General features: G+C 64.2%; 11 protein-coding genes and 1 tRNA gene. All 12 read left to right on the top strand.

Going from position 1 to position 12,653, the window contains the following annotated elements:
• Positions 1-2 precede the first annotated feature (2 nt).
• The 12 genes from DW180_RS05750 (at position 3) to DW180_RS05700 (ending at position 12,401) form a co-directional block, all read left to right on the top strand.
• Entirely contained in the window at positions 3-1,775 is a 1,773-nt protein-coding gene (locus DW180_RS05750) for an NADH-quinone oxidoreductase subunit C (protein ID WP_118237863.1), read from the top strand.
• A 1-nt stretch (position 1,776) separates the two neighbouring features.
• The gene (locus DW180_RS05745; RefSeq protein ID WP_118237861.1) at positions 1,777-2,493 is read left to right on the top strand and encodes a formate hydrogenlyase complex iron-sulfur subunit; all 717 of its coding nucleotides are present in this window, start codon (positions 1,777-1,779) and stop codon (positions 2,491-2,493) included.
• Positions 2,494-2,495: 2 nt separating this feature from the next.
• Entirely contained in the window at positions 2,496-3,278 is a 783-nt protein-coding gene (locus DW180_RS05740) for an NADH-quinone oxidoreductase subunit B family protein (protein WP_006234107.1), read from the top strand.
• Positions 3,279-3,860: a formate hydrogenlyase maturation HycH family protein gene (locus DW180_RS05735; RefSeq protein ID WP_118237859.1), complete on the top strand. Its 582-nt coding sequence runs from the start codon at positions 3,279-3,281 to the stop codon at positions 3,858-3,860.
• Positions 3,860-4,363 carry a hydrogenase maturation peptidase HycI gene (gene hycI, locus DW180_RS05730; RefSeq protein ID WP_118237857.1) on the top strand — a complete coding sequence of 168 codons (504 nt, stop codon included), beginning with the start codon at positions 3,860-3,862 and terminating at the stop codon, positions 4,361-4,363. The genes DW180_RS05735 and hycI overlap by 1 nt, the downstream gene beginning before the upstream one ends.
• Before the next feature lie 39 nt (positions 4,364-4,402).
• Positions 4,403-5,242 carry a formate/nitrite transporter family protein gene (locus DW180_RS05725; protein ID WP_118237855.1) on the top strand — a complete coding sequence of 280 codons (840 nt, stop codon included), beginning with the start codon at positions 4,403-4,405 and terminating at the stop codon, positions 5,240-5,242.
• A 122-nt stretch (positions 5,243-5,364) separates the two neighbouring features.
• Positions 5,365-7,482, top strand: a complete 2,118-nt coding sequence (locus DW180_RS05720; protein WP_158570946.1) for a molybdopterin-dependent oxidoreductase — start codon at positions 5,365-5,367, stop codon at positions 7,480-7,482.
• 52 nt (positions 7,483-7,534) lie between these two features.
• Positions 7,535-8,989: an L-seryl-tRNA(Sec) selenium transferase gene (gene selA, locus DW180_RS05715; protein WP_199569895.1), complete on the top strand. Its 1,455-nt coding sequence runs from the start codon at positions 7,535-7,537 to the stop codon at positions 8,987-8,989.
• Entirely contained in the window at positions 8,989-10,956 is a 1,968-nt protein-coding gene (gene selB / locus DW180_RS05710; RefSeq protein ID WP_158570945.1) for a selenocysteine-specific translation elongation factor, read from the top strand. Before selA ends, selB begins: the two co-directional genes overlap by 1 nt.
• 149 nt (positions 10,957-11,105) lie before the next feature.
• Positions 11,106-11,202, top strand: a tRNA-Sec gene (locus tag DW180_RS10240).
• Positions 11,203-11,333: 131 nt separating this feature from the next.
• Complete coding sequence (locus DW180_RS05705; RefSeq protein ID WP_117790753.1) at positions 11,334-11,990, top strand: molybdenum cofactor guanylyltransferase; 657 nt, start codon at positions 11,334-11,336, stop codon at positions 11,988-11,990.
• A 15-nt stretch (positions 11,991-12,005) separates the two neighbouring features.
• Positions 12,006-12,401 (top strand): DUF3343 domain-containing protein, encoded by a 396-nt coding sequence (locus DW180_RS05700; protein WP_117790752.1) that lies wholly within the window; start codon positions 12,006-12,008, stop codon positions 12,399-12,401.
• Positions 12,402-12,653 lie beyond the last annotated feature (252 nt).

Below are 12,653 nucleotides of genomic sequence, written 5' to 3'. Positions count from 1 at the left end.
GAATGATTGAAACTGAGAACAAGGTGTATGTCCGTCGCTGCGAGAGCCATGTCGAGGCCCTGCGCCGCGCCGTTCCGGGCTGCATCGAGAAGGTCGAGTGGCAGTGCGAGGACCAGCTGACGATTACCGTCAAGCAGGACCGTCTGCCCGAGGCCGTCCACTACCTGTATTACGAGCGCTACGGTTGGATTCCCGTGATCATCGGCAACGATGAGCGCAGTCTGTGCGGCCGTTACGCCGTGTACTACGTCATCTCCATGGAGGGGGAGGACCCCGGCTGGGTGACCGTGCGCACCGAGGTCGATCCCGCCAAGATGACGTTCCCGTCCGTGACGCCGTTCGTCCCCGCCTGCGTGTGGGGCGAGCGCGAGCTTCGCGACATGTTCGGCCTGATCCCCGAGGGTCTGCCCGATCGTCGTCGCCTGGTGCTGCCCGACGATTGGCCCAGCGGCCTGTACCCGCTGCGCAAGGACTCCATGGACTACCGCTTCCGTCCCGCTCCCGCGAGCGATATGGAAAACTACGAGTTCTTGGCCGATACCAAGGGCAAGGAGACGACGCTCGTCCCCATGGGCCCGTTGCACATTACCTCCGACGAGCCCGGCCACTTCCGTCTGTTCGTTGAGGGCGAGACGATCGTCGACGCCGACTACCGTCTGTTCTACGTGCACCGCGGCATGGAGAAGGTTGCCGAGACGCGCCTGAACTATGACGCCGTGACGTTCCTCGCCGACCGCATCTGCGGCATCTGCGGCTGCGCCCACTCGGTGGCCTATGCCGAGGCCGTCGAGCGCGCCCAGGGCATTCATGTCCCGCCGCGCGCCCAGTACATCCGCGCCATCATGCTCGAGGTCGAGCGCCTGCACTCGCATCTGCTCAACATTGGCCTGGCGTCGCACTACACCGGCTTCGACTCCGGCTTCCAGCAGTTCTTCCGCGTCCGCGAGAAGTCCATGGACCTGGCCGAGAAGCTCTCCGGTCACCGCAAGACCTACGGTCTCAATGTGATCGGTGGCGTGCGTCGCGATATCCTGGCCGAGCAGAAGCTTTCCACGCTCACGACCATCCACCAGCTGCGCTCCGAGGTTCAGGAGCTCGTCGACGTCTTGCTCTCCACGCCCAACTTTATTGAGCGTACGAGTGGCATCGGCATCTTGGACCGCAAGATCGCACGCGACTTCTCGCCGGTTGGCCCGCTCATGCGTGGCTCGGGTTATGCCCGCGACGTGCGCTTTGACCATCCCTTCGACGGCTACGCCGATCCGGATATTCAGAAGATGCATGCCGCCACGGCCGACACCTGCGATGCCTTCGGTCGTACCGCCGTCCGCATTCAGGAGGTCTACGATTCGATCGACATGATCGAGACCATGCTCGAGAACTGCCCGTCGGGCCCCATCCTCACCACGGATTGGGAGTACACCCCGCACAAGTACGCCATCGGCGCCACCGAGGCGCCGCGCGGCGAGGATGTGCACTGGGCGATGCTCGGCAACAACCAGAAGTGCTACCGCTGGCGCGCCAAGGCCGCCACGTACAGCAACTGGCCGGTCCTGCGCTACATGTTCCGCGGCAACACCGTGGGCGACGCGGCGCTGATCGTCGGCTCGCTCGACCCGTGCTACTCCTGCACCGACCGCGTGACGGTGACCGATGTCGCCGCCAAGCGCGACCACGTGCTCGACAAGGAGCAGTTCGAGAACGTCTGGCGCGACAAGTCGCCGCTTGCGGGCGAGGGCACCATGGCCGCTCCGCTCGATGAGGAGGCGCTCTAATATGCTGAAGCTTTGGAAGGTCAACGCCAAGGCCGGCGACGCAACGGTCAAGTACCCGTTTGCGCCGTTTCCCACCAACAAGGACATGCGCGGCAAGCCCGAGCACAACGCCGAGCTCTGCATCGCCTGCGGTGCCTGCGGCGTGGCGTGCCCGGCCGATGCCATTCGCATGGACACCGACCTTGCGGCCGATACCATCACCTGGTCGATCGACTACGGTCGCTGCATCTTTTGCGGCCGCTGCGAGGAAGCCTGCCCCATGGAGGCCATCAAGCTCACCGAAGAGTTTGAGCTGGCCGTCATGAGCAAGGATGACCTCACCAGCAAGAGCGTCTATACGCTCGAGCACTGCTCGTGCTGCGGCAAGCCGTTTGCCCCGCATAAGGAGATCGACTACGCCAAGCGCCTGCTGCAAAAGGTCGGCGGCATGGAGGCCATCCAGGCCGCCCGTACTGTCGGTATGTGCCAGGAGTGTAAGCGCGAGCTCGACGCCCTGCGCGCCGCCTCGGCCGTAAAGACCGGCAACGCGCGCGGCATGGCTGCCAACGAGACGCTTGCGTCCGGCGAGCCCCAGGGCCCCGGCATGGAGTATCTGGGCGGCCACGGCGTGAACCCCGAGTATGTCGACCGCGAGCTCAACCCCGATGCGCCCGAGATTCCCGCCGGTCCTGCGCCGGTCGAGGGCATCATCATGGATTTTGATACGAAGGAGGAGTAACCATGGCCGAACCCACGCTTTTGCCCGAGCGGCTCCAGTACCGCCCGACCAAGATCGAGCTCGACGAGAGCATCGAGAAGGCCAAGGCGACCCTTCTTAAGAAGATCAAGCGCTCGGTGTACGTCTACCGTGTTGACTGCGGCGGCTGCAACGGCTGCGAGATCGAGATCTTCGGTTCCATCACGCCCGTCTTTGACGTCGAGCGTTTTGGCATCAAGGTCGTGCCCTCGCCCCGTCACGCCGATGTGCTGCTGTACACCGGCGCCGTAACACGTGCCATGCGCATGCCGGCCCTGCGCGCCTTTGAGGCCGCGCCCGATCCCAAGATCGTGGTGTCCTATGGCGCGTGCGGCTGCACCGGTGGCATCTTCTACGACAACTACTGCGTCTGGGGCGGCACGGACAAGATCCTGCCGGTCGATGTCTACATCCCCGGCTGCCCGCCCAGCCCCGCGCAGACCGTCTACGGCTTTGCCATGGCGCTTGGTCTGCTGGACCAAAAGCTCCATGCCGAGACCACGGTGGAGGCCGCCGGCGAGCAGGCCGATATCCTGCACCCCGGCGTGCCGTACAAGCTGCGCGTTGCCATCGAGCGCGAGGCTCGCGCCATGAGCGGCTACCGTTACGGCCGCGACCTGGCCAACGAGTTTATGGATACGCTCGAGGGCGCACCCAAGGGCGATATCCGCGGTGCCATGGCGCTGCTCATCGACAAGCAAGATGATCCTCGCCGCGTTGAGGTCTACTCGGCGCTGCAGGATCTGGTGCTGGCCGGGGGTCGCTAGATGGAACTCACGGACCGCTCTGGTTACTTTGCGGGCCCCGGTATGCTCGGTGGCTCCTTTGGCGATGCCTCGCGCGCAAGCGACGAGGCTGCCGAGGGGGTCGCCGACCCCTGCCTGGGCCATGCGCCCGACCAGGTGGTCTTTTACGAGCTCACGCGTAAGTTTGTGGAGACCGAGGAAGACGTTCCCCAGGAGGCCTGCGACGTGCTGTACTACACACTCGCCGTGGGCCACCACACTGGCGTGCTCGACTGCTTTGAGCCGCGCCTGTCGGTGCCGGTGGATGTGTTCTATACGCTTATCGACGCGCTGCCGGAGGGGGAGGCCAAAACCAAGTTTGAGGCCATCCGCTCCTTTGGTGAGTGCCAGCTCGACAAGGCGGCGGTACCGTCGCTGCTCGAGGCCTGCGACACGCTGCTTGACGAGCGCGGTTTTCGCGGGTCGGCCAAGGCTGGCATCTCGGTGTTCGACGACGACTTTGGTCTGCATGCCCAGCAAGTTGCGTTCTTAATGAAGTTCCGCGATCTGGTTGAACGCGTGCGCGATGTGTCGGGCGTGTATCTGACGGGAAGGTTGCAGTAATGGGTCGCGTTGTGGATGGACGTGTGAACGGTGCCCCGTTTGCGGGTATCGTGCTCACAGCGGGAAGCGTGCTGCGTGCCGACGATGCCGCCGGCCCCGTGCTCTCCAAAAAGATGGAGGACGCACCCATCGCCGGTTGGTACACCATCGACGGCGGTCAGACGCCCGAGGACGACATCATCGAAGTCAAGCGCGAGCGTCCGCCGCGTCTGGTTTTGGTCGATGCCGCCGACATGGCGCTGCCCGTCGGGTCCATCCGTTTGCTCGACAAGCGCGATGTGGCCCGCAAGTCGATGTTCACCACGCATTCGCTTCCTTTGTCGATTCTGATCGAAGAGATTGAGCAATCGTGCGATGATATCGTCTTCGTCGGGATTCAGCCGGGCGACACGGAGTTCTACAACCCCATGTCCCCGGAAGTCTTTGACGCCGTCGACGCCGTGTACGACGCCGTGGCCGCCAACGACTTTTTCCACTTTGTCCGCTTGGGGCAAGAGCAATAGGAGCGCTTGTCCCTGCTGATTAGGAAAGAAGTGATTGACATGGCAGATTCCAAGGTGGAGTACCCCGCTCCCGATTGCTTGGCGCCCGCCGCGATCGAGGCCAAGACCGAGGCCGCCGGCGTGACCAAGGCCAACCTGCCGGTCGCAAAGGCCTTTCTGTTGGCAATGTTCGCCGGTGCGTTTATTGCCTTCGGCGGCCTGTTCTTTACGGTGTTCTTGAGCGATAGCACGCTGGGCTGGGGCGCTCAGCGCGTCGTGGGCGGCCTGTGCTTTTGCCTGGGCCTGGTGCTCGTGCTGGTGTGCGGCGCCGAGCTGTTTACCGGTAATTCGCTTATGGTCTGCGCGCTCAAGAGCAAAAAGATCACCCTGGTCCAGATGCTCAAGGCTTGGGTCGTCGTATGGGTCGGTAACTTTGTCGGTGCCCTGTTCATCGTCTTTTTGGTGTACATGGCCGGCATTTACAAGCTCAACGGCGAGGCGGTCGCCAACTCCATGGTGAGCGTCGCCGCCGGCAAGGTGACGATTGACTGGGTGACGATCTTCTTCCGCGGCATCCTGTGCAACATCTTTGTGTGCCTGGCCGTGTGGATCGGTACCGCCGGCAAGACCGTGGTCGATAAGGTTGTGGGCATTCTGCTGCCCATCGCCGCCTTTGTGGCCTGCGGTTTTGAGCACTGCGTTGCCAACATGTATTTTTTGCCCATGGGTGCCGTGATGCACGCGTGCGGCTATGGCGCCGACGTCGCCGGCGCTGATGCGCTCAACGCCGCGGGCATTGCGTTTAACCTGTCCGCCGCCACGCTGGGCAACATCGTGGGCGGCGCGGTTCTGGTCGCGCTCGGCTACTGGTTTATCTACGCCAAGAAGTCCGAGGCGTAAGGTGCCGTCTGTTTGACGTCGGGCCTCCCGCGGGGCGTTGCCGTGCGGGAGGCTTTTTGGGTCTGGGGCCCGGTGCCGGGCTGTTGGCCTGTTGTGTTTGGCTGATGAAAGGGGTAATCGAGATGGCATCTGCTGTGAAGCGTGACGGTCGCGCCGTGGTGACCACATGCGGGGGATGCTATGCCGATTGCGCCTTTGCGGCCCATGTTGAGGATGGGCGTGTGGTGGCCGAGCTGCCGGTTGTGGGGCATCCGTGCGCGGCGCGTGCCCTGTGCGCCCGCGGGCGCCATCGCCTGGACATGGCGTTTGACGAGCGCGATCGCATCGTGCACCCCATGCGCCGACGAGCTGATGGCTCGGGGTTCGATGTAATTTCGTGGGACGAGGCGTTTGCTCAGATTGCCGAGCGTCTTTTGGGGATTGTTGACGAGTGCGGGCCTCGTGCGCTGGGCATGACGCTCGGCGTGCCCTCGTTCGACCGCTACTGGGCGTATCGTTTTATGCATGCGCTGGGCTCGCCCAACGTATACGGTGCCGACGGTGCCTGCGAGGTAAGCCGACTTACCGGTTGGGAGCACAGCCTGGGCCATAGTCCCGCTTCCGACCTGGTGCATACCGACTGCATCATGTACCTGGGGCGTTCCATTGTTGATTCGTCGACGATGGGGGCCGTCGATGCGCTCAACGATGCCCGTCGCCGTGGGGCGAAGATTATCGTGGTCGACCCCCGGCGCAGCGGCTCGGCTGCGCTTGCCGACCGCTGGCTGCGCGTGCGCCCGGGCTGCGACCTGGCCTTGCTGCTGGGCATCGCGCATGTCTTGATTGCCGAGGACCTGTATGACCACGAGTTCGTGACCCGCTATACCACGGGTTTTGACGAGCTGACGCAGGCGGCTGCTGTTTGGACGCCTGAGTGGGCCGAGTCGATGTGCGACGTGCCGGCGTACGATATCCGTGCGACTGCGCGTGATTTGGCTGCCGCCGCGCCTGCCGCTGTGGTGGATGCGGGCTTTCATGGTGGCATCGGTATCGCGTATGCCAATAGCACCCAGACCGCGCGCGCTATCTGCTTGGTCGATGTGCTGCTGGGCTGCATCGGGCATGTAGGCGGCGCGCTCAATCCGCCCACGCCGCCTGTGTTGGGCGACCTCGATCCCGCGCGCTTTGCGACGCCGCCGGTGCCTCGCGGGCCCAAGCTGGGGTCCGAGCGCTATCCACTGGTCGATCCGGTGCGCGGCCTGTGCACGACCATCGGTCAGTCGATACTGGCCGGCGATTTGCGTGGGCTCATCGTCTATGCTAGCAATCCCGGGGCAGGCTATGGCAACGCCGGAGCGTGGTTGGGTATTTTGCAGCAGCTCGACTTGCTCGTGACGATTGATATCCGCTGGTCCGAGACAGCGCGTGCTTCTGACTTCGTGCTGCCCGATGTGACGTATCTGGAGGCCGACCGCGGTGTGGGCACAGTCGTGGGTGCCAACGATTCGCGGGTGTTCTACCGCAACGCCGTGCTGCCTGTGCAGCATGACGACACACGTCCCGGTCGGGAGATTTTTGCCGGTCTGGCGCAGGCGTGTGGCGCGGGCGAGTACTTCCAGTTTACGTCTGACGATCTGGCGGCTGCCCAGGTGGCGCCTTTTGGGGTCAATCTGGACGAGCTCAAGAAGCGCGGCTGGGCCGACACGGGTGTTGTGTTGCCGTCGCGTACGGGCGAGCCGGCGATTCCCCTGGATGGCGGCAAAATTGCGCTGGCAAGCGACGTATGGGAACGAGCCGGCCTGGGTCGTGTGCCCGACTGGATCGCGCCCATGGTGGAGCCTGGCCCGGGGATGTTTCGTCTCATTAGCGGCAATCGACCCTTTGAGTCGCATACCTCGCGCAGGCTCGCGGCCCAAGGTGCCGCCGAGGCTGGGTCGGACCTGGATGCCGTGCAGATGAATGCCGATGCTGCTGTGCACATGGGCATCGCCGACGGCGAGGTCGTCGAGCTTGTGAGCGATATGGGCCGCGACCGCGTGCGCGTGGAGACGACGCCGTACCTGCATCCGGCGTGCATCTTTACGTCGGCCGCCCCCGGCGGGCGTTCGTTTGGTGCCGATGCCGGTGGCGCTCAAGCCTTGGGCGTGGGCCCGCTCGACCATACGCCGTTACGTTGGGACCCGTTGACGGGTGCTGCGCTCACCCAGGAAAACGCCGTTCGCGTGGAAAAGATCGCGGCGCGCGGGGATAATGACGAGTAATTGACTCAGCTGATGTATTTGACTGATCCACGTTTCTTTTGAAAGGCCGCACATGAGCGATAGCCAGAACATGTCCGATGAGGTGCGCGCCCGCCTGCGCGCCATTCCTTCCGTCAACGAGCTGCTTGCCGAGTGGCCGGTGGTGAAGGCGGCGGGGGAGACCTGCGACGCGGTGGTCCATGCTGCCGTGACGGCCGAGCTCGACGAGGAGCGCGCCGCGATTCGCGCCGGTGCCGCCCCGCGTTCCAAGCGCGAGCTGGCCTCGGCCATCGAGTGGCGTGCGCATCGCTCCGCGCTGCCGAGCCTGCGTCCCGCCGTCAACGCCACGGGTGTGGTCATCCATACCAATCTGGGCCGTGCCCCGCTTGCGGAGTCGGCGGCAAAGGCCGTGGCCGAGGTTGCGCGCGGGTATAGCACGCTCGAGTACAGCGTCGACACCTGTTCGCGCGGGTCGCGCAAGGAGCACGCCGCGCAACTGATCCGCTCGCTCACCGGTGCCGAGGACGCGCTCGTGGTCAACAACAACGCCGCTGCGGTGCTGCTGGTGCTGGCAACCCATGCCGCGGGCAAAGAGGTCATAGTCAGCCGTGGCGAGCTTGTTGAGATCGGCGGCAGCTTCCGTATCCCCGACGTCATGGAGGCCTCGGGTGCCAAGCTCGTCGAGGTCGGGGCCACCAACCGCACGCATCTGGTCGACTACGAGCGTGCCATCACGCCCGATACGGCGATGATCCTTAAGGTCCATCCTTCTAACTATCGCATCGAGGGTTTCCACGAGGAGGTGGGTTCTCGGGAGCTTGCGGCGCTTGCTCACAAGCATGGCCTGCTGTTCTACGAGGACCAGGGTTCGGGCGCGCTGCTGCCCGATGACATCTTGGTGCGCGGCGGCGAGGAACCCACGCCGGCTTCGGTTTCGGCGGGGCTCGATGTGGTGTCGTGCTCGGGCGATAAGCTGCTCGGTGCCGCACAGGCGGGCATTATCATGGGCCGTCGCGATCTGGTCCAGGCCTGCGGCGCACATCCGCTCATGCGCGCTCTGCGTCCGGGCAAGTTGGCGCTCACGGCGCTCGAGGCCACACTTCGCATCTACATGGACGGCGCCGACGTGGCCCATCGCGATATTCCGGTGCTCAGCATGCTCACGCTGCCGCAGGCCCATTTGGAACGACGTGCCCGCAAGCTGCGCGATCGTATGGTCGCCGGGCTCGATAAGGCTGGCTGCCCGTGTGCCGTGCAGGTGGAAATCGTCGAGGAGTCCTCGACGCCCGGCGGCGGTTCGCTGCCTACCGTTGAGCTGCCGACGATGTGCGTTGCCGTGCGCTTTGTTGACGAGCGCCTGACGGTCGACGCGCTCAAGCGCTCGCTTGTCCAGGACTTCGACACGCCGGTCGTCACGCGAACCTCGCACGATCGCATTTTGTTTGACGTCCGTACGCTTGTGGGCGACCGCGATATCGAGACGGCGGCGTCGACGCTTGCCGCATGCGTTGCCAAGGCGGTGCGCTGATGAGTGAGGCCGAAGCGTTGGTGGAATGCCCCGTTATCGTTGGCACGGCGGGCCACGTTGACCACGGTAAGTCGGCACTGATCGAGGCGCTGACCGGCAAGAATCCCGATCGTCTGGAGATCGAGCGTCGTCGCGGCATGACGGTGGAGCTTGGCTTTGGCGAGCTGGCGCTGCCGAGTGGCAAGATCGTGGGCCTGGTCGACGTGCCGGGCCACGCGCATTACCTGCGCGCCATGGTGCAGGGCGCCACGGGCATCGACGTTGCCGTGCTGGTGGTATCGGCCGTTGAGGGCGTGATGCCGCAGACCCGCGAGCACGTGCATGTGCTGGAGCTGCTGGGCGTCACACACATGGTGGTCGCGCTGACGATGTGCGACCTGGCCGATAGCGAAATGATTGAGCTGGCCGAGCTCGACGTGGACGATTTTCTTTCGGATACCGTGTTTGCCGACGCGCCGATGGTGCCTGTGTCGTCCAAGACCGGCGCGGGAATCGATGATCTGCTGGCTGCGCTCGACGAGCAGGTTGCCGCTTGCTGGGGTGCCTGCCGTGCCCGTGCCGAGCTCACCGATGCCGCACCGCGTCTGCCCATCGACCGCTGCTTTACGATCAAGGGCGCCGGTACCGTGGTGACGGGAACGTTACACGATGCGCCTGTTGCGGTGGGCGACGAGCTGATGGCTTTGCCGTCGCGTACGGTCTGTCGCGTGCGCGGGATTCAGGTGCATGGCGATACGCCGCGCGCGCTGCCTGGTCAGCGTGTGGCGCTCAACCTAGTTGGTGACGGTGTCGCGGCACTTGACCGCGGCGAGATGCTGGGCGTGGCGGATCGCTTTGGTCAGACGTTGCGCTTTATGATGACGTTCACCTACCTGGGCCGCGAGGGCGCCAAGCCGCGCGTGCTCGAGTCGGGCGCGCGTGTGCATGTGATGGCCGGCACGGCCGAGGTCGTCGGCCGCATCATGCTTTTGGAGGGCGAGGCCCCCATGGCGGTGGGCGAGACCCGTACCGTGCAGGTGCGCTTGGAGGAGCCGCTGCCGCTGCGAGCCGGAGACCATGCCGTGGTGCTGTCGTATTCGCCCGTTATGCTCATTGGCGGCGGGCGTGTACTGCTTTCGCGCTGCCGTCGCACGCGAGAGCTTTCGGCGGGGGAGCGCACGCTGCTTGCAGCGCTCGAGTCCGTCGATATCGCGGGCGGTGTGGGCGCTTGGTTGGCGCTGCAGACGCTGCCGGTTACGGCGATTGATGTTGCCGAGGCTTTAGATCTTGGTGTCGGCGAGGTCGATGCCGCACTGCGCGGGTTGGTGGCGCAGGGCTCCGTTCGCAAGCTTGCCGTAGGTGATGCAGACCTCTTGGCGGACGCCGTGGTGCTCGACGCCGCGATGGATGCACTGGCGGCGACCCTGTCAGCCATGCACGCGGCGGCTCCCAAGGAGACGGGCTTTACGCCCGGCGCCGTTGCCCATGCTGCGTGGCCTGCCGCTGATGAAGACGTTGCCGCGGCTCTGATTGCCGAGGGCTGCTCGCGCGGCGTATGCGCCGCCGAGGGCGCCGAGGTGTTCGACCCGCACTCCGCTGCCGCCGCGGCGCGTGTGGTGCGCGAGGCCTGCGAACGTATCGTTGCCTTGCTGGACGAAGCCGGCCTCGATACACCGACGTTGCCCGAGGTGGGCCAGCAGTTGCAGCTCGATCGCGACACCATGACGCGTGCCCTTCGCGAGCTTTCGCTCAACCGCTCGATCGTGAAGGTCGAGCGCGACGTTGCCCTGTCTGCTGCCGCCGAGGCCCATGCGCGCGAGCTTGTTGCCGCCGCTATCGCCGATGCCGGTGGCGCTGCCACCACGAGTGTGCTGCGCGAGGCGCTGGGTGTGTCGCGCAAACGTGCCATCAGCATCTTGGAGCACCTGGATGCCGTACGCTTTACGGTGCTCGACAAGGACGCCGGCGGCCTGAGGTCCCTGCGCTAGGCCGGTCACTCGCTCCCGCCTCCTCAGTTGCGGTGAAATAGTTCCTATTTGGAGGCTTTGGCAGCAAATACAGGAACTATTCCACCGCAACTTCTTGTTCGTCTTTTTGGGATGGAGCCGTTTCGGTTTGGTAAAATACCGCCGCACTTGGGAACGGATGGGCTCCGGTGGGCTCCGCGGTCCTCAAAACCGTTGCGAGGCGTGCAAAACGTCTTGGATGTGTTCGATTCACATACGTTCCCGCCATACGCTACCAGCGCTTTTGTGCTCGCGGTCTTGCTGCGTGCCGCAAAAGCGCTGTTTTGTTTTTGCATGGGTTTGCCGTGCCGCCCGCTTTATCGGCGACGGTATTTGGCTTCGTGTGTTGGGTTTTGAGCATGCCGATGGGGGTGGTTTGCCGTATGACTACCGTAAGACGGGCTGATCTTTCTTGTGTCGTTCAAGCGGGCGGGTTGTCGTCGCGCATGGGCTGCGATAAGGCGCGCATGGCGTTTTGCGGCGAGCCGCTCATCGAGCGCGTGCTGGGTCGACTGGCGCCAGTTGCCGGCGAGCTGGTCGTGACGACGTCGCGCCCTTGCGAGCTTGCCTACCTTGAGGAGCTTATGTTTGATGGCCTGCGCCCCCGCGTGGTGATGGACGTCGACGGTCCCGCCGGTGCCATGCGCGGCATCGCGAGCTCGTTGGCCGCGGCCCGATTGCCGCTCGTGGCGATCGTCGCCTGCGATATGCCGTTTGTCTCGCCGGAGCTCATCGGCGCGCTTGCCGATCGTGTTGAGGCCGAGGCGCTCGACGTGTGCGTACCGCGCGAGGAGCGGGGGATTGAGCCGCTTTGCGCCGTCTGGCGCCGTGACGCGTGTGCGCCGGTTGCCCAAGAGTTGCTCGCCTGTGACCGCCAGCGCATTCGCTGCCTGATCAATCGCGTTCAGGCTGGTTATATGGATGAGCCGCAGATCGTTAAGTCCGCGGGTTCGACGCTCTGCTTCGAGAACGTCAATACGCCCGAGGAGTTTGCGGCGGCCGAGTTACTCGCCTAGACGATTGGAGTTGCCATGTCTCACGATATTTGCCCCGACACGGGAGAGCCTTGCACTTGCGATGGCTCCGAGCCCTGTACCTGCGGCTGCGGTGGCTGTGGACATACTGCTGAAGAGGAAGCGGCCGCCGCGGCGTATCGCGAGGCACACCGCGAAGGCCCATCCGGTGATGCCCTCGACCACGAGCGCAAGATTATCGTGTCGTTTGACAGCACCTTCGACGTGATGGAATGCGAGCAGCTGTGCCTTGATGCCGGCGTGCCCGGGCGCATCATGCCTTTGCCCGGCTCCATTACCGCCGGCTGTGGGCTTTGCTGGGTCATGCCGTTCTCGGGCGATGCGCTCGCCGCCTTTCGCGCTGCCACCGAAGGCCGCGTAACCCCCGCCGACTACCATCAGCTCGTCCTCTAACCGCCAACACCACCACATTGGGGACAGGCACCTTTGTGGTGGTTTCGCTGCTTGAATGGCCTTCTTGTGGCATTACGAGTCAAAACCACCACAAAGGTGCCTGTCCCCAATGTGGTGGTTTGGAACACGTGGACGAAACAGGTTTGAAACACGCGATTTGCACGTCAGGTGCTTAAAAACGCTTCTACCTGCATCGTAATCAAAACGAAACATCTGCTCGTCGGCTTATGCGTAACTTTGCTGCAACAGTGC

Origin of the sequence: Collinsella sp. AM16-21, from assembly GCF_003471905.1 — a bacterium.
Classification (GTDB): domain Bacteria; phylum Actinomycetota; class Coriobacteriia; order Coriobacteriales; family Coriobacteriaceae; genus Collinsella.
The sequence above is the reverse complement of the archived record's forward strand: the minus strand, read 5'-3'. Positions and strand labels throughout refer to the sequence as shown.

Excerpts from the sequence above, each read along its gene's own strand:
- DW180_RS05740 (WP_006234107.1), top strand. The coding sequence starts at position 2,496 with ATGGCCGAACCCACGCTTTTGCCCGAGCGGCTCCAGTACCGCCCGACC.
- DW180_RS05700 (WP_117790752.1), top strand. The coding sequence starts at position 12,006 with ATGTCTCACGATATTTGCCCCGACACGGGAGAGCCTTGCACTTGCGAT.
- DW180_RS05750 (WP_118237863.1), top strand. The coding sequence starts at position 3 with ATGATTGAAACTGAGAACAAGGTGTATGTCCGTCGCTGCGAGAGCCAT.
- selB (WP_158570945.1), top strand. The coding sequence starts at position 8,989 with ATGAGTGAGGCCGAAGCGTTGGTGGAATGCCCCGTTATCGTTGGCACG.
- DW180_RS05725 (WP_118237855.1), top strand. The coding sequence starts at position 4,403 with ATGGCAGATTCCAAGGTGGAGTACCCCGCTCCCGATTGCTTGGCGCCC.
- DW180_RS05720 (WP_158570946.1), top strand. The coding sequence starts at position 5,365 with ATGGCATCTGCTGTGAAGCGTGACGGTCGCGCCGTGGTGACCACATGC.
- DW180_RS05705 (WP_117790753.1), top strand. The coding sequence starts at position 11,334 with ATGCCGATGGGGGTGGTTTGCCGTATGACTACCGTAAGACGGGCTGAT.
- selA (WP_199569895.1), top strand. The coding sequence starts at position 7,535 with ATGAGCGATAGCCAGAACATGTCCGATGAGGTGCGCGCCCGCCTGCGC.
- hycI (WP_118237857.1), top strand. The coding sequence starts at position 3,860 with ATGGGTCGCGTTGTGGATGGACGTGTGAACGGTGCCCCGTTTGCGGGT.
- DW180_RS05735 (WP_118237859.1), top strand. The coding sequence starts at position 3,279 with ATGGAACTCACGGACCGCTCTGGTTACTTTGCGGGCCCCGGTATGCTC.
- DW180_RS05745 (WP_118237861.1), top strand. The coding sequence starts at position 1,777 with ATGCTGAAGCTTTGGAAGGTCAACGCCAAGGCCGGCGACGCAACGGTC.